General features: G+C 60.0%; 10 protein-coding genes. 8 read left to right on the forward strand and 2 right to left on the reverse strand.

All coding sequences use genetic code 11. The annotated features are described in order from the left end of the window. Positions 1 to 335 precede the first annotated feature (335 nt). Together AC1RDQ_RS25850 and ptrR are read right to left on the reverse strand one after the other, a co-directional pair. Positions 336 to 2,540 (reverse strand): OsmC domain/YcaO domain-containing protein, encoded by a 2,205-nt coding sequence (locus AC1RDQ_RS25850; protein ID WP_150812773.1) that lies wholly within the window; start codon positions 2,538 to 2,540, stop codon positions 336 to 338. 77 nt (positions 2,541 to 2,617) lie between these two features. Beyond that, a complete protein-coding gene (gene ptrR / locus AC1RDQ_RS25855; RefSeq protein ID WP_150812772.1) occupies positions 2,618 to 3,496 on the reverse strand; it encodes a putrescine utilization regulator PtrR in 879 nt (292 codons plus the stop codon). Positions 3,497 to 3,596: 100 nt separating this feature from the next. Here ptrR and AC1RDQ_RS25860 point away from each other — a divergent pair, with 100 nt between their 5' ends. The 8 genes from AC1RDQ_RS25860 to AC1RDQ_RS25895 all read left to right on the forward strand — a co-directional run bounded on the left by AC1RDQ_RS25860 (position 3,597) and on the right by AC1RDQ_RS25895 (position 17,657). Then, positions 3,597 to 4,988, forward strand: coding sequence for an aldehyde dehydrogenase family protein (locus AC1RDQ_RS25860; protein ID WP_492588463.1), 1,392 nt, complete (start codon positions 3,597 to 3,599; stop codon positions 4,986 to 4,988). A gap of 529 nt (positions 4,989 to 5,517) precedes the next feature. Further along, positions 5,518 to 6,684: a cellulose biosynthesis protein BcsQ gene (bcsQ, locus tag AC1RDQ_RS25865; protein ID WP_492588464.1), complete on the forward strand. Its 1,167-nt coding sequence runs from the start codon at positions 5,518 to 5,520 to the stop codon at positions 6,682 to 6,684. Further along, complete coding sequence (bcsA, locus tag AC1RDQ_RS25870; protein ID WP_492588465.1) at positions 6,681 to 8,912, forward strand: UDP-forming cellulose synthase catalytic subunit; 2,232 nt, start codon at positions 6,681 to 6,683, stop codon at positions 8,910 to 8,912. Before bcsQ ends, bcsA begins: the two co-directional genes overlap by 4 nt. After that, positions 8,909 to 11,212: a cellulose biosynthesis cyclic di-GMP-binding regulatory protein BcsB gene (gene bcsB, locus AC1RDQ_RS25875; protein ID WP_492588466.1), complete on the forward strand. Its 2,304-nt coding sequence runs from the start codon at positions 8,909 to 8,911 to the stop codon at positions 11,210 to 11,212. Before bcsA ends, bcsB begins: the two co-directional genes overlap by 4 nt. Positions 11,213 to 11,234: 22 nt before the next feature. Continuing rightward, entirely contained in the window at positions 11,235 to 12,461 is a 1,227-nt protein-coding gene (gene bcsZ, locus AC1RDQ_RS25880) for a cellulose synthase complex periplasmic endoglucanase BcsZ (protein WP_492588467.1), read from the forward strand. Beyond that, a complete protein-coding gene (locus tag AC1RDQ_RS25885; protein WP_492588469.1) occupies positions 12,437 to 16,300 on the forward strand; it encodes a cellulose synthase subunit BcsC-related outer membrane protein in 3,864 nt (1,287 codons plus the stop codon). The genes bcsZ and AC1RDQ_RS25885 overlap by 25 nt, the downstream gene beginning before the upstream one ends. 17 nt (positions 16,301 to 16,317) lie before the next feature. Further along, positions 16,318 to 16,986, forward strand: a complete 669-nt coding sequence (locus AC1RDQ_RS25890) for an SGNH/GDSL hydrolase family protein (protein ID WP_057715532.1) — start codon at positions 16,318 to 16,320, stop codon at positions 16,984 to 16,986. Then, positions 16,983 to 17,657 carry an alginate O-acetyltransferase AlgF gene (locus tag AC1RDQ_RS25895; RefSeq protein ID WP_492588470.1) on the forward strand — a complete coding sequence of 225 codons (675 nt, stop codon included), beginning with the start codon at positions 16,983 to 16,985 and terminating at the stop codon, positions 17,655 to 17,657. The genes AC1RDQ_RS25890 and AC1RDQ_RS25895 overlap by 4 nt, the downstream gene beginning before the upstream one ends. The last annotated feature ends 7 nt before the right edge of the window (positions 17,658 to 17,664 follow it).

The following is a 17,664-nucleotide window of genomic DNA, read 5'->3' on the forward strand; positions in this document are numbered from 1 at the left end:
CGATGAACTGAAGCAACCTGCTGCCGAAAACTGCGTAACTCTTTGTTTACCAAGGAGTTTTCCGTTTCGACTGCGCCTGAAGTGGGGCGAATTATAGACATCTATAATCTGCCGTCAAGCACTGATTCGGGTTTTCTATCAATATCCTGCAGAATGCAGCAAAACGACCCAAATGACGCCTATATAGAGGAGCTAGAACGCCCCTCTATATAGAAGAGCTTCCCCATAGGCAGCCACAACCCATGCCATAGCCAAAAAATCAGCCCACGCGCACAGACGATTGACTGACCGCCAAAAAACAAAAAAGCACCCAAGGTGCTTTTTTGTTATCGCTATCAGTTGAACAAAGCCGACACCCTCGCCCGCGCCATGTGCAGCTTTTTGTAGCTTTCGATCAGGCGAAGGTGCCTGTCGAGCCCTTCAAGTTTCATGCTCGTCGGCGTCAGACCATAGAATCGCACACTGCCATCCACGGACCCTATCGCCGCGTCCATCCGCTCGTTGCCGAACATCCGGCGGAAGTTGACCTCGTAGTCGCTCAGTTCCAGATCATCGTCCAGCTGCATTTCCAGCACGACGTTCACAGCTTGATAAAACAAGCCGCGCTCGACGGTGTTGTCGTTGTATTGCAAGAAGGCTTCCACCAGATCCTTGGCCTGATCAAACTTCTGCAAGGCGAGATAAATCAGCAGCCTCAGCTCCAGGATCGTCAACTTGCCCCAAGGCGTGTTGTCGTCGAACTCGATGCCGATCAAAGTGGTGATGTCGGTGTAGTCATCCAGCTCGCTGTTTTCCAGACCTTGGGCCAGCGATCTCAGGCCGACTTTGCTCAGGCTGTGCAGGTTCAGGATGTCAGCGCGGAACTGCAGCGCTTTGTTGGTGTTATCCCAGATCAAATCTTCTACCGGATAAATTTCCGAGTAACCCGGCACCAGAATGCGGCAGGCCTTGGCACCAATGTGCTCATAGACTGCCATGTACACTTCTTTGCCCATGTCTTCGAGAATGCCGAACAGGGTCGCGGCCTCTTCGGTATTGGAGTTTTCGCCCTGACCGGAGAAATCCCACTCAACGAATTCAAAATCCGGTTTTGCACTAAAGAAGCGCCACGAGACCACACCGCTGGAATCGATAAAGTGCTCGACGAAGTTGTTCGGCTCAGTCACCGCCTGACCTTCGAAGGTCGGCTGAGGCAGATCGTTCAGGCCTTCGAAACTGCGGCCTTGCAGCAGCTCCGTCAGGCTGCGCTCCAGCGCCACTTCCAGGCTTGGGTGCGCGCCGAACGAGGCAAACACGCCACCGGTACGCGGGTTCATCAAGGTCACACACATCACCGGGAACTCCCCGCCCAGCGATGCATCCTTGACCAGCACCGGGAAGCCCTGCTCTTCCAGGGCCTGGATACCAGCCAGAATCCCCGGGTATTTCGCTAGTACTTCCTGCGGCACATCCGGCAGGGCCATTTCGCCTTCGAGGATTTCGCGTTTGACCGCGCGCTCGAAGATCTCCGACAGGCACTGCACCTGGGCTTCGGCCAGGGTGTTGCCGGCGCTCATGCCATTGCTCAGGAACAGGTTTTCGATCAGGTTGGACGGAAAGTACACCACCTCATTGTCCGACTGGCGCACAAACGGCAGTGAACAAATGCCACGCTGGGTGTTGCCGGAGTTGGTGTCGTACAGATGCGAACCACGCAACTCGCCATCCCGGTCGTAAATCTTCAGGCAGTACTCGTCGAGGATTTCAGTCGGCAGTTCGTCCTTCGGGCCAGGCTTGAACCAGCGCTCGTCCGGGTAATGCACAAACGCCGCGTTGGCGATGTCCTCGCCCCAGAACTGATCGTTGTAGAAGAAGTTGCAGTTGAGCCGCTCGATAAACTCGCCCAGTGCCGATGCCAGCGCGCCTTCCTTGGTCGCGCCTTTGCCGTTGGTAAAACACATTGGCGAGTGCGCATCGCGGATGTGCAGCGACCACACATTGGGAACGATATTGCGCCACGAAGCGATTTCAATCTTCATGCCCAGGTCAGCCAGGATGCCCGACATGTTGGCGATGGTTTGCTCCAGCGGCAGGTCCTTGCCCACAATGTAGGTGCCCGCCTCGCTGGTCGAGTGCGGCATCAGCAACGCCTGGGCATCGGCGTCGAGGTTTTCGACCTCTTCAATCACAAACTCAGGCCCGGTTTGCACCACCTTCTTTACCGTACAACGGTCGATGGAGCGCAAGATCCCCTGACGGTCCTTGGCGGAAATGTCCGCCGGCAATTCAACCTGAATCTTGAAAATCTGGTTGTAGCGGTTTTCCGGATCAACAATGTTGTTCTGCGACAGGCGGATATTTTCGGTGGGGATATTGCGAGTTTCGCAATACAGCTTCACGAAGTACGCCGCACACAACGCCGACGAAGCCAGGAAGTAATCGAACGGCCCCGGTGCCGAGCCATCGCCCTTGTAGCGAATGGGTTGATCGGCAATCACCGTGAAGTCGTCGAACTTGGCTTCAAGTCGAAGGTTGTCGAGAAAGTTGACCTTGATTTCCATGTGCGATTACCAGAATTACGAGCTAAACGATTTGGCCGCCATTATCCGGTTTTTCGGCACAGACCGTTAACTTTCCGCTATTTATCGATCAACACCACACCACGCTCCTCAAGCAAGCGCACAAACATCGTCAGGCTCTGCGACACGGTTCCTCTGCGCCACACTAGCCAGGTGCGTAAATAGCGGAACGACTCCGACAACGGCCAGACACTGACCGTCGTGCATCCAGGCATGCTTTCGAGCATGCTGCGGGGCATCAGCGCCAGGCCGGCACCGGCGCTGACGCAGGCCAGCATGCCGTGATAGGACTCCATTTCGAAAATCTTGCCGGGCACCGCCGCGCCATTGGCGAACCAGCTTTCGAAATGATGGCGATAGGAACAGTTGGAGCGGAAGGCATAGATGTTTTCGCCATTCACATCCTTGGCCCGATGAATCGGGTCATGGTTGAGGGGGGCGATCAGGACCATTTCCTCCTCGAATGCAGGCACACCCTCCAGCGCCGGATGCAACACCGGACCATCGACAAATGCAGCGGCCAGCCGCCCGGACAGCACTCCATCGATCATGGTCCCGGAGGGGCCGGTGGACAGGTCCAGTTCGACCTTGGCGTGCTTCTGGTTATAGGCGGCCAATAGCTCTGGAATACGTACCGCTGCAGTACTTTCCAGCGAACCCAGGGCGAAGGCTCCCTGCGGTTCTTCACCCGCCACGGTGGCGCGCGCCTCCTGAACCAGGTCGAGAATACGTCGAGCGTAATCCAGAAAGCTCCAGCCGGCCGGCGACAGGCGCAGGCGACTCTTCTCACGAATAAACAGATCCACACCCAGGTCCAGTTCAAGCTGTTTGATTCTGGTCGTGAGATTCGATGGCACCCGGTGGATATGCTGGGCGGCTACGCTGATGCTGCCGTGCTCGGCGACAGCCTTGAAAATTTCGAGCTGAACCAGATCCAAGCCATTCTCCAAACGTGAACGTTACGCTCAGTATTATTCAGTTTCCAGAAAACATATAGCCCCATAACCTGAGCACATTCCTACCTCGCAGGACGGTGCCATGACCAACGTATCCAGCCTTACCCATGCCATTTCGATCAACCCCGCCACGGGCGAGCAGATCGGCCATTATCCTTTCGAATCCGATTCGGCATTACAGGCCGCGCTGACGCGGGCCACTACCGGGTTTCGCGCCTGGCGCGGCAAACCGGTTGAACAGCGCGCGCAACTGTTGATCAACCTCGGTCAGGCCTTGCGCAACAATGCACAGGCCATGGCGAACATGATCACCCAGGAAATGGGTAAGCCGATTGCTCAGGCCCGCGGTGAAATCGAAAAATGTGCGCAGCTCTGCCAGTGGTACGCCGAACACGGCCCCGCCATGCTGAGCCCGGAACCGACCCTGGTTGAAGGCGGCAAGGCATGCATTGAATATCGTCCCCTGGGCCCGATTCTCGCCGTGATGCCGTGGAACTTCCCCATCTGGCAAGTCCTGCGCGGCGCGGTCCCCACCCTGCTCGCCGGCAATACCTACGTGCTCAAGCACGCGCCAAACGTCATGGGCAGCACCTATCTGCTGCTGGACGCTTTCAAGCAAGCGGACTTCCCCGAAGGTGTTTTCGAGGTCATCAACGTCACCCCGGACGGTGTATCCAAGGCGATCGCCGATCCACGCATCGCGGCCGTCACCCTCACCGGTAGCGTGCGAGCGGGCATGGCCATCGGTGCTCAGGCCGGAGCCGCGCTGAAGAAATGCGTATTGGAACTGGGCGGCTCCGACCCGTTTATCGTTCTCGACGACGCGGACCTCGATGAGGCGGTAAAAGCCGCCGTGATCGGGCGCTATCAAAACACCGGACAAGTCTGCGCCGCAGCCAAACGACTGATAGTCGAGCAAGGCATTGCCCGGGAATTTACCCGCAAGTTCGTCGAGGCCACCCAACAACTGGTTGTCGGTGATCCACTGGCTACCACCACCTATATCGGCCCGATGGCTCGCTTCGATCTGCGCGATGAACTGGATCAACAGGTGCGCGACACACTAAAAGAAGGCGCGACGTTGCTGATGGGTGGAAAGAAGGCTGAAGGCCCTGGTAACTACTATGAGCCCACTGTACTCGGCGACGTGACCGATCAGATGACATCATTCAAACAGGAGTTGTTTGGTCCGGTGGCCTCAATCATCACGGCCCGAGACGCAGCCCATGCGCTGGATTTGGCCAATGACAGCGAGTTCGGCCTCACCGCCACCCTCTACACGCGCAATGTTGAACTCGCCCGGCAGATGGCCAGCGAACTTGAAACCGGCGGCGTGTTCATCAACGGCTATAGCGCCAGCGATCCGCGTGTCAGTTTTGGTGGCGTGAAGAAGAGTGGCTTTGGCCGTGAACTCTCGCATTTCGGTGTGCGTGAATTCTGTAATGCACAAACGGTTTGGCTGGATCGGCGCTAGGGCCGGTATAAATAGGGGTAATTTTCAGACACGAAAAAGCCCAGCCTTCTCAGGCTGGGCTAATTCATTGAAAAACAGGGTCGGGACGGAGTGATTGAAACTCGCTCCCTGGCACCCCATACAGTTAATCAATACTCATCCCTGGTTCAATTTACCCATCTTCAAGCCCAGTAAAAACGGACCATCCTGCGCATCACTCTTCTCATCGAAGGCGATCAACATTCACACTCCATCGCACCGAAAGTTATTTATCCGGACAAGTACCCCCATTACCTTTCATCCTGTTACACCTTATTGAACAGTGATTACTGGACAAACTCTAACACTCACACTTTCCACAAATAACACCCCTTCCCAATAACAGTCAGACCAACATCAATTAGTCTCGCTGACTTCTTATAACATTCGTTGACACTAAGACGTAGACACCCTAGATTAATGGCACTCTGCCAACACCAAGACGACGCATCAACTTTTAAAAGTTAATGGAATGCTGAGTTTCTGAGTTATTTCATAACTGGTACAACGCATGAAATATGTAGACGATATTGCGAAACTCTTTACACGTTTTGGCGCCAATGCGGAGAGTTACCAGGAAATACAACCGAACTACAAAGATTTCAAAGACGACCCGGTTACACCAGCACTCGCTGAGCCAGAACCGTCGGTGGCCTTGCCTCCCCCAACACCAACACCCCCTGTATTTCTAATGGACGAGCCACAGCCTTCTTTATTGGTTGGCGCGTTGGTCGAGCCTGTGAAGAATGTTGTCCTCTCGCAACCTTCACCCATATCACCTCCCCTGACCAAACCACCTGCGAGTTCTGCTACGTGCGATCGTCAGCGATTGAGCGACCTGTTGCGTGAACTCAACCAGGTTCGTCGGGACGGTCTACCAGAAATAACTCGCAAGCGGACCAAGGCGAAGGTCATTGCTATCGTTTCGGCGAATGGTGGAGTGGGTAAAAGCACCGTCGCCGCCGGCCTCGCAAAAACCCTTCGGCGCCCTGGCGGGCGTACCATCGCTATTGATCTGGACCCTCAGAACGCGCTGTCCGGCCACTTGGGTATCACCCGGCAGGTTCCCGGGCTGATCCAGCTCAAAGAACAGCACGCAGACTGGGGCGCTCATCGCCTGCCGGGCTTTAGCGACAGCGAGTGCCTGCCCTTCGGCACTGGCGAGGTGAACGACCGCCGATTGCTCAAGCAGTTGATGCTTGAAGATTCTGACTGGTTGAATCAGCACCTTGCGTCAATGAACCTCAGCGAAAACGATACCGTGATCCTGGACACTCCTTCGGGTGCGACCGTCTATTCGCAACAGGCACTCGACGCCGCCGATCTGGTGCTGGTAATGACGGTGGCCGACGCGGCCTCCTACCTGGCACTGGACACTATGACCCAGTGGCTGGAAACCAGCCCAAGACGCGCGCAGCGGCACCGGTATGTGCTCAACCAACGGGATGACTCGCGTTCGTTCTGCAGGGACATGGGCGTGCTGTTTCGGCGGCGGCTCGGCGCCAACCTGATCGGGACGATTCGCCTCGATCACCAGTTCAACGAGTCGCTGGCCTATGGTCGGGACCTGCTGCAGTACGCACCTGAGAGCATTGGCTGTCAGGATATTCTCTCGCTGTCAGGCGCGGTCCATGCCCTGCTTTTCGCGGATGCTTCCAGCCTGCAGGGCACGCCATGACCGCCCGGCTGAATCAGGCACCTGCGAAGGCGTGGTGGCTGGAGGAGCTATTGGACACTTTCCAGGCTCACGTCAGTCGATGGCCCAAGCGTTGGCGCCAAGGCCTGAAGCTCTCAGCCGGGTTGTTCGCCGCATTGCTGGTGCTGGGTATCCTCACCGCGCCGCTGAACCTGTATTCCCAGGCCGCGTTTGCTGCCGTCTGTTTCGCCACCAGCCTGATCATCCGCAAGCAAGCCGGGCGTCTGGCGATCCTGACGCTGATCACCCTCTCGCTGATCGCTTCGCTGCGCTACATGTACTGGCGCCTGACCGACACCCTGGGCTTCGACAATTGGCAGGATGCCGTATTTGGCTACGGGCTGGTGCTGGCCGAGCTGTATGCCTTGCTCATCCTCGTCTTCGGCTACGTACAGACCGCTTGGCCGCTGCATCGTAAACCGCAGTTTCTGCAACAGCCGCCCGCTGAATGGCCGACGGTAGACGTTTTCATTCCCACCTATAACGAAGCGTTGGGCATCGTCAAACTGGTGGTGCTTGCCGCTCAGGCCATCGACTGGCCCGAGGGCAAACTGCGGGTGCACATGCTCGATGACGGACGCCGGGAGGAATTCAAGGCTTTCTGTCAGCAGATTGGTGTCAACTACATCACCCGCGACAACAATGACCATGCCAAGGCCGGCAACCTCAACGAAGCACTCAAAGTCACCGACGGCGAGTTCATCGCCATATTCGATGCCGACCACGTGCCCACCCGCTCCTTCCTGCAGATCACCATGGGCTGGTTTTCAAAGGACCCGAACCTGGCGTTGCTGCAAACACCGCACTTCTTCTATTCACCCGATCCGTTCGAAAAAAACCTCGATACCTTTCGCTCGGTACCCAATGAAGGTGAGTTGTTCTACGGCCTGGTGCAGGACGGCAACGACCTGTGGAACGCAGCGTTTTTCTGCGGCTCTTGCGCGGTCATCCGGCGGACTCACTTGCTGGAAGTCGGCGGCATCGCCACCGAAACCGTGACGGAGGATGCGCACACGGCACTCAAGCTCAATCGCCGTGGCTTCAATACGGCCTATCTCGCCATTCCACAAGCGGCGGGCCTGGCCACCGAAAGCCTTTCCCGACACATCAGCCAGCGCATACGTTGGGCGCGAGGCATGGCGCAGATTTTTCGGACCGACAATCCGCTATTTGGCAAAGGTCTGAACCTGGGGCAGCGCATCTGCTACCTCAACGCCATGATGCACTTTTTCTACAGCCTGCCCCGGCTGGTGTTCTTGACCGCACCCTTGGCCTATCTGTTTTTCGACGCGCAGATTTTCCATGCCTCGGCGTTGATGGTCACGGTCTATGTACTGCCGCATATTTTCCATTCCAGCCTGACCAACTCCGCCATCCAGGGGCGTTTCCGCCATTCCTTCTGGAACGAAGTGTATGAGTCGGTTTTGGCCTGGTACATCATGCGACCAGTACTGTTGGCCCTGATCAGCCCTTCGCTGGGCAAGTTCAATGTGACCGACAAGGGCGGCACCATCGAGAAGGACTATTTCGACTGGAAGCTTGCACGGCCTTACATCGTGCTGCTGACCTTGAACATGATCGGTCTGGTGATTGGCGTGATGAAGCTGGTCGGGAGTGATTCGGCCGAGGTCACGACCCTGCTGATCAACCTGGCCTGGACCGTGTACAACATCATCATCGTCAGCACCGCCGTAGCGGTGGCCACTGAGTCCTCCCAGGTACGCAACGAACCCAGGGTGCCCGCTGACCTGCCCGTGCGTGTCTACCGCGAAGACGGCACCTGGTTCGATTGCAAAACTCAGGACTTCTCACAAAACGGCGTGGGTCTGGCACTGCCACCGCAGGTGCAGCTCAGCGTCGATGAGAAGCTGCGGCTGTGCATTTTGCGCACGCCGCCTTCAAGCCTCTTTCCCGCAACAACGATCTTCAACAACGACGGCGTGGCAGGCGTGCAATTCGAGGGCCTGACCCTGCGCCAGCAAAGCGAACTGGTGCGACTGACCTTTTCACGGGCAGACACCTGGGCCAATACCTGGGGTAACGGCCGCCTCGACGCGCCCATGTCGGCATTGCGCGAGGTCAGCAGCATTGGCTTACGCGCCATCCTGCGCTTGTTCGTTGCAAGCCTGAAGGACAGCCACGCGCTGCTGCGCAAACGCCCCGACACTCCATCACCCATCGACTCCACCGCGGACACGCAACGATCTTGAAGCCTTCCACTCGCCGGACCTTTCTTCCTCGTCGCTCACTCATGCTGATCGCCTGCTCGCTAGTGGGCTGGAACGGCTGGGCATTGAGTGCTGCCGCCCAAATCAGCGCCACAGAGCCGGCGGTGTTGCCGGTCGCATCGTTGCCCGTGACCGATGCCCCGGGCAACAGCTATACCCGCACCCTCAAGGAGCTGGGCAAAAGCTATTCGATGACCCTAAAAGGCGTGGAGGCGACCGACAGTGTGAATTTCGATGTGCGCGCCGATGAGGTCGTCACGGCTGCACAGGTCACGCTGCAGTACAGCTACTCACCGGCGCTGCTGGCCGACCTTTCGCAAATCAACGTGCTGATCAACGATCAAGTGGCCGCCAGCCTGCCCCTCCCGAAGGAAGAGGCCGGTAAATTGCAGACCCGGACCGTGCAGATTCCGCCGCAGACCATCACCGAATTCAATCGGCTCAGCCTGCAGTTCATCGGTCATTACACGATGCAATGTGAAGACCCTTTGCACTCCAGCCTTTGGGCCAGGATCGGCAATGAGAGCCAGCTGAGCCTCCAGGTGACGTCGATTAAACAGCCCAACGACCTGTCCGCTCTGCCGCTTCCCCTGTTCGATCGTCGGGACGCCTCGCCCCTGAAGCTGCCCTTCGTGTTCGCCGCGCGCCCGGGCGGTCCTGAACTTGAGGCCGCCGGGATCCTGTCGTCCTGGTTTGGCGCCCTGGCCAGCTACCGTGGCGCAACCTTCCCCGCCAGCCTCACCAGCCTGCCGGCCAAGGGCAACGCGGTGGTGTTTGTCATCGGTAACGAATCAACGACCTTGAGTGGTTTGCCGATCAAAGAGGCCACGGGGCCGACATTGACCCTCATGAGCAACCCGAATGATGCTCAGGGCAAACTGTTGATCGTCTCCGGGCGCGATGGCGCCGATCTCAAGGTCGCCGCGACAGCGCTCGCCCTCGGTGGCTCGGCCTTTTCCGGGCAGAGCGTGGTGATCGACCGGATCGACTCGCTCAAGCCACGCCAACCGTACGACGCGCCAAACTGGCTGCCCTCCGATCGCCCGGTTCGCCTGGGTGAGCTGGCCAAGCCCGCAGAACTCAATGTGTCGGGTTACAACCCGGGACAAATGACGGTGGCGCTGCGCTTGCCACCCGACCTGTTCAACTGGCGTGAGCCTGGTGCGCAACTTGACCTGAAATACCGCTATACGCCGCAACCGGTCTCCACAAACTCTTCGTTGCTGATCAGTTTCAACGACACCTTCATCAAGTCGATCGACCTGCCTTCGATCGAGAAACTGGGCAACAGCGACAGCCTGCTGTCGATGCTCAAAACCGACGACAGCCTGGCCCGCACGTCGCGCATGCTGTTGCCACTCAATTCAGTCGCGCTGCAATCGCGCCTGCAATTTCGCTTCATGTATGACTACATCAAACAGGGCGAATGCCGCGACATCATCATCGACAACATGCGCGGTGTGATCGACCCGGACTCGACCCTGGACCTCAGCCAGTACGAACATTTCATGGCCATGCCCAACCTCGGGGTGTTCAAGGACAGTGGCTTCCCGTTCACCCGCATGGCCGACCTGTCTGAAACATCGGTGATCCTGCCCAACGAGCCAGGCCCGGCCGATCTGAGCGCCTATCTGACCCTGCTGGGCCGCTTCGGCGACTCCACCGGTTATCCGGCCACCGGCGTGAAGGTGGTCCACGCCGATCAGGTGGTCGAGCAAAGCGACCGGGATTTGCTGGTGCTCGCCTCGGGCAACAATCAGCCGCTGCTGCAGCAATGGCAAAGCCTTCTTCCTGCCAAGGGCGAAGACGCTGCGCAGTACTTTGAACTGTCTGACCTGCCCTTGCGCCTGCGCAACTGGATCAGCCCGGATACGAAAACCAATCTACGCGAAGCGCGCAGCAGCTTCAGGTTTAGCGCTGAGGACGGCAGTGCTTATCTGACCGGATTCGAATCGCCGCTCAAGAGTGGCCGCAGCGTGGTGTTTATCGCCGGCACAAGGCCCGACGGCCTGGCCGACGTGACCAACGCCCTGCTCAGCAGCGAAGAAAATGCCCAGCAATTGCAAGGCAGCCTGGTGGTGGTCAGGGGCAAGCATGTCGAATCGCTGGTCGCCGAACAAGATTACTACGTCGGGCGCCTGGGTCCGTTGCGCTATCTGCAGTGGTACCTCTCGCAGAACGTAATTGCGCTCATGCTGTTCACCCTCCTCGGGGTCCTGCTGCTTGCTTGCATGGCCTATCTGGCCTTGCGCTTACGGGCCAAACGTCGTCTTGGCCAATGAGCCGCGCAGGCCTGTGTCGTCCATGAGCAGCCGGGGTGCTTCACTTCGCCAGGGCCCGCGCGGTAACGCGCGCAGGTTGAGCGCTGTGCTTGCGCTTGCCGTGCTGGCGCCGGCAACAGCAGCCGCAAAATCCTGCGAGTCGCCAGCCTGGCCACTGTGGCAAACCTACGCAACGCGCTTCGTCCAGGACGACGGCCGGGTTCTGGAATCGAGCCTGAAGAGCAATCACAGCACCTCTGAAGGGCAGTCCTACGGCATGCTCTTCGCACTGATCGGCAACGATCAGCCACGTTTCGACACGCTCTGGCGCTGGACCTCGGTCAATCTCGCCGGCGCAGACATCGCCACACGCCTGCCGGGCTGGTTATGGGGGCAAGGCACGGACGGTCAGTGGCGCCTGCAGGACGCCAATTCGGCCGCCGACGCCGACCTGTGGATCGCCTACGCCCTGCTCGAAGCCGCACGCCTGTGGGATCGGCCGGACTATCGCCAGGACGCCCTGCACCTGATGGCGACGATCGAAGCGCAATTGGTCGTCAACCTGCCCGGGCTGGGTCCGATGGTATTGCCTGGACCACAGGGCTTCGTCCAGCCGGACGCACTCTGGCGCCTGAACCCCAGCTACCTGCCACTGCCGCTGTTACGGCGGCTGGCCAAGGAAGCACCGTCCGGGCCCTGGCAAGCGATCGCCCACAACACCGCGACGATGATCGCCCAATCCAGCCGCCACGGCTTCGTCGCCGACTGGGTCGGTTATCAAGGCACTTCAACGCAATCGGGTGCCTTCGTCAGCGACCCGATCAACGGCGACACGGGCAGCTACGACGCCATTCGGGTGTACCTCTGGCTGGGCATGAGTGATACCTCCGAGCCGCTGGCAGCGCTGCTGCTCAAACGGCTGGACGGCATGGCCCGCAGCACTGTCGCGACGGGTTCCCCCCCGGAAACAGTCGAGGTTCGCCACGGCAGTGCCCGGGGTCAGAGCCCGTTCGGATTCCGGGCTGCGCTGATTCCCTACCTTCAGGTCAAGGGGCAACCCGGGTTGGCCGATCAGCAGCGACACCGCGTGGAACTCGCCTTGCGCGAGGCACTGGCCAGGCCTGATGCCGACGTCGGTCCGCCGCGTTACTACGACTTGATGCTCAGCCTGTTCGCGCTCGGCTGGGCAGATAAACATTACCGATTCCGGGAAGACGGAACGCTGAAACTCTCCTGGGAGACCGCATGCACGCGCACCACCGCACGCTAGTCATCGCCGCCATGAGCGCATGGACGGCTGCTGCCCACGCTCAAAGTCCGACGCCACAGACATTACTCGTCGAGCAAGGACAGTACTGGCAGTTGCACAAAAACCCTCAACGCGCTGCGGAAGTCTGGCTGAAAGTCCTGCTGCTGGACCCGGTCCAGGTTGACGCACTGTATGGCCTGGGCTTGATCGGCGTGCAACAGGGCAAGCCACAACAGGCGCAGCAATACCTGGCCCGCTTGCAAGCCATCGAGCCAGCGCCTCGGCAAGCACTGCAATTGGCGCAGGACATCGCCCTGGCACAACCGCAGAGCCAGCAGCGCCTGGAAGAGGCTCGGCGCCTCGTCGATGCCGGTGAGCGTGACAAGGCGACCGCCGAGTTTCGCTCGCTGTTCGATGGCCGTCCGCCTCAAGGCACGATCGGCCGCGAGTATTACAACAACCTTGCCTTCAATCAGGCTGACTGGCCTGAAGCACGCAGCGGATTTCAGCGCCTGCAACGAGAAATGCCCAATGACTCGATCGTCGCGCTGTTTTACGCCAAGCATCTGGTGCGCCATGAAGACAGCCGTGCCGAAGGTATCCGCGCCCTGGCCGCGCTGACCCAGCGTACCGACATTGCCGGTGATGCCGACGAAAGCTGGCGCCTGGCGCTGACCTGGATCGGTCCACCCAATCCGGCACAAGTGCCGTTGTTCGAGGCGTACCTCAAGACGCATCCGGATGACGTGGAAATTCGGGCGCAGATGGACAAGGGCAAGCAACAGGTAGTAGCAACGACGGCCAGTAAGGGATGGCAACCGCCCGCCGACGTCGCGCGCGGCCTGAAGGCGCTCAAGGCAGGCGATCAGGCTACCGCCGAACAGGCTTTTCAAGCGCGCTTGAAAACCCAACCCGATGATGCCGACGCGCTGGGCGGTCTTGGGGTTGTTCGCCAGCAGCAACGCCGACTGGCCGAAGCGGAAAAGCTCCTGGTTCAGGCCACGCGACAACCTGACGGCAGCCAGTGGCAAGCCGCACTGAACGAAGTGCGCTACTGGTCTGCGTTGCAGCAGGCTGGGGACGCCCAGGCCAAAGGCCAGTCAGCCCAGGCACAGGCCCTGGTAAACCAGGCGCTGCGCCTGACTCCGAACGGGGTCGACGCTCGCCTCGCCCTGGCGGATATTCAGGCCAGCGCGGGTCAGTTCGATGACGCTCAGGGCAACTATCGCCAGGTATTGAACCTGCGCCGCGACGACCCTCGAGCACAGGAAGGGCTGGTCAACGTGCTGCTCAAGAGCGGCAAGAACGATGAAGCGCTGCAACTGATCAACAGCCTGCCCGCCACCGGGCAGGCAAAGATCGGCCAGTCCGCACGTCTGAAAGCCTTGCGTGCGACGCAACTGGCCGCCCTCGCCGAACAACGCAACGACCTGCCCGCAGCGCGCAACGCCTTGCAAGACGCGTTGCGCTACGAACCGGACAACATCTGGACGCGTTTCGCCCTGGCCCGCCTGAACCTGGCGATGGGCGAACCGCAAAAGGCCCGGGACCTGATCAACGCCATGCTCCAGGCCCATCCCGACAATGCCGATGCGCTTTACGTCAGCGCCTTGCTGTCGGTCCAGATGGGTGAGTGGAAAGCCGCACAGACAACGTTGGGACGCTTGCGCCCCGACCAGCGCACCCCGGACATGCAAGCGCTGGCCGCTGATGTCAGCCTCAACCTGCAACTCAGCCAGGCGATAGAGTTGGGCAAACGCGGACAGCGCCAGGAAGCCCTGACCTTGCTCGATCGTATTCAGCCGATGACCAACAACAGTCCGGATCGCACAGCGAGCCTGGCTTCGGCCTATGTCGACATCGGCGAACCGACTCGCGCACTGACCCTCATGCGCGGCCAGTTGCAACACACCACGGCGCCCTCGGCGGATTTCATCCTGCAATACGCCACCGTCCTGCTTAAATCCGGAGAAGATGCCCAGGTCAACGAGATTCTGCGCGATCTTCAGAACAGGCCCTTGAACGCGCCGGCTCGCAAGCGTTTCGACGACCTGCTCTACCTCTATCGCATCCGCCAGGCTGACCAACTGCGTGAACGCGGCGATCTGGCCAATGCCTATGACACGCTGGCGCCCGCACTGGCACAACGTCCCGGTGACAGCGCTGCCGTCGCGGCCCTGGCGCGGATGTACTCGGCCAATGGCGACACGGCAAAAGCCCTCGAACTCTACAAACCGCTGTTACAGCGCCAACCAAACGACCCGCAACTGCTGCTGGGTGCTGCCGACGCGGCGGTGCTGGCACATGACACGGCCTTTGCCGAACAGGCGCTGCAACAGCTGCTCAAGACCGAATCCGGTAACCCTCAAACGCTGACCGAGGCCGCACGTCTCTACCAGAACATGGGCAAAACCGGCACGGCCACCGATCTGCTGCGCAAGGCCGTGGCCATCGAACAGAGCGAGAAACGCAGAAGCCAGGGCGGCCAACTGGCCGGTTCGACGGTGGCGCCCAACCCTTTTGCCGGGGTGTCGGGCTCACGTAACGAAGTCAGTCGCGACACTTTACTGGCAGCCATCCCGCCACCGGTTCAAGAGATGCCGGGCCGCATGACGTCCCACACCCCTTTCGGCGTCGATGCCCCGCCAAGGCCGCAGCAGGCGAGCAATCCATTCGAGTCGCAGCTGCCACGCGCAGCATTGGTGAGCGAGGACATCAGTCCCGCACAACTGGCACTGAATAAAATCCTCCAGGAGCGCAGTGCCTACGTCACCCAGGGCGTGAGCATTCGTAGCAACGACAGTGAGTCGGGACTGAGCAAACTGACCGACATTGAAACACCGCTGGAAATCAATATTCCGCTGGATGAAAGCCGCGTCGCCCTGCGCGTGACGCCGGTCTCGCTGAACGCCGGCAGTGCCAGCAGCGAGGCGTTGTCGCGTTTTGGCAATGGTGCGCAGAGCGGCAGCGTCGGTTCGCAAAAAGCCGAGGGCGTCGGCCTTTCCGTCGCCATTCAACGGCCCGCGGATGGGCTCAAAGCCGATCTCGGCACCACCCCCCTCGGCTTCAAATACAGCACAGCCACCGGCGGCATCAGCGTTGATCGCCCCATCAGCGACACCTCTAATGTCCGTTACGGCGTGAGCGTTTCCCGGCGTCCGGTGACTGACAGCGTCACCTCGTTTGCCGGCACCACGGACAAACGCAGCGGGCAGTCCTGGGGCGGAGTGACCGCCAATGGCGGGCGCGGCCAGTTGAGCTTCGACGACAACGAAGTCGGCGTATATGGCTACGCCTCCTGGCACCAGTTATTGGGCAACCATGTCGAGTCCAACAGCCGTAGTGAACTGGGCAGCGGTGTGTACTGGTACCTGCAAAACGCAACGGACAGCAAACTGACCGTCGGCCTGAGCATGACCGGCATCAGCTACGCCAACAACCAGGACTATTTCACCTACGGCCACGGCGGCTATTTCAGCCCGCAGACGTTCTTCGCCCTGGGCGTGCCGGTGACCTGGGCACAACGCACCGGGCGCTTGACGTATCAAGTCAAGGGTTCGGTCGGCGTGCAGCATTTCGAGCAGGACAGCGTCGACTATTTCCCGACCGACAAAGCCCTGCAGGCGGCCTCGGGCCTGCGCTACGCCGGGCAAAACAAAACCGGGATCGGCTACAGCGTCGCCGCGGCGGCTGAATACAAGGTCGCTTCGAACTTCCTGCTGGGCGCCAATCTGGGCCTGGACAACGCCCGCGACTACCAACAAATCAGCGGTGCCCTGTCCTTGCGCTACCAGTTCGAGGAGATCAGCGGCCCCATGAGCCTGCCGGTCAGCCCGTACACCTCGCCTTATTCCAACTGATCATTCTGGAGCTTTCGATGCCCACTTCTGCCCTTGCCGGTCTGACTCTCCTTGTCCTTGGGGAGAGCCACATGAGCCTTGCGGACCATTTGCTGGAACCGCTGCACGACAACCTGACGCGCCAAGGCGCCCAGGTCCACTCCATCGGTGCCTGCGGCGCCAGCGCCGGCGACTGGCTGATCAGCAAGAAGGTCGACTGCGGTGCCGAGCGCAAAGGCAACGACAAGATCGTGATCAAGGGCCGTGACGCCACTACCACACCGATCCAGGACCTGATCGCCGCCGACAAGCCCGACCTGGTGGTACTGGTCATCGGCGACACCATGGCGTCCTATGACAAGCCGGTGTTTCCGAAGGCCTGGGCATGGCAAAGCGTCACCGGCCTGGCCAAGGCCATCGCAGCCACCGGGACCCGCTGCGCCTGGGTGGGCCCGGCCTGGGGCAAAGCCGGTGGCATGTACCAGAAGAATGATGCCCGCACCCAGTTGATGTCGCAGTTTCTGGCCGCGAACGTGGCGCCTTGCACCTACATCGATTCGCTGACGTTTTCCAAACCCGGACAGTGGATCACCACCGACGGCCAGCACTTCACCGTCGCCGGTTATCAATCCTGGGGCAATGCGATCGGTGATGCCGTGGCCAAACTGCCCGCCGACCGCATCAGCAGCACAGGAGCCGGTAAATGACCCGATTCGCATTCAGCTGGGCACTGTTCGCGCCCTTGATGCTGAGCCTGCACGCCGAGGCTGGCGACATTGCCCTGTACCCGACGGGCCCGGATCAGGACTCGGCCTTCCTGCGCTTTATCAACGCCGCCGACCACCCCCTGCAACTGCTGGCCGAAGGCTCGCGGGCTAGCCTCAAACTCGAAGGCACCCATGCTGTGTCCGACTACTTGCCCGTGCCCGCCAACCAGCCGATCAAGGGCACCCTGGAACGCAACGGCAAGAGCCAGCCGCTGGACATCCAGGTGGCGGCAGGCGAATTCGCCAGCGTGATCGCCTTGCCGGATAGCGCACAAGGTATCCGCCAGGTCGTCATCCGTGAGCAACCCGACGACTTCAATAGCCTGAGGGCCTCGCTGGCGTTTATCAGCGCCGATCCTGCGTGCACCCAGGCCGGGTTGCGCGCTGCGGGGAAGAACGCCGACCTGTTCAAGGAGGTGGCCGACGGCAGCGTGCAACGCCGAGCGATCAACCCGGTCAACCTGTCGGTTCAATTGGTCTGCGCCCAAACCAACGTCGGTGCCCCGCTGGACCTGGGCCAGCTCAAGGCCGGCGAGCGCTACAGCGTCGTGCTGCTGCCTGGCGCAAATGGCCCTTACCTGTTGCTCGCGACTGACGTCCTGGCCCACTGATCGGATC

Source organism: Pseudomonas sp. GW823-FHT02E01 (assembly GCF_058797535.1).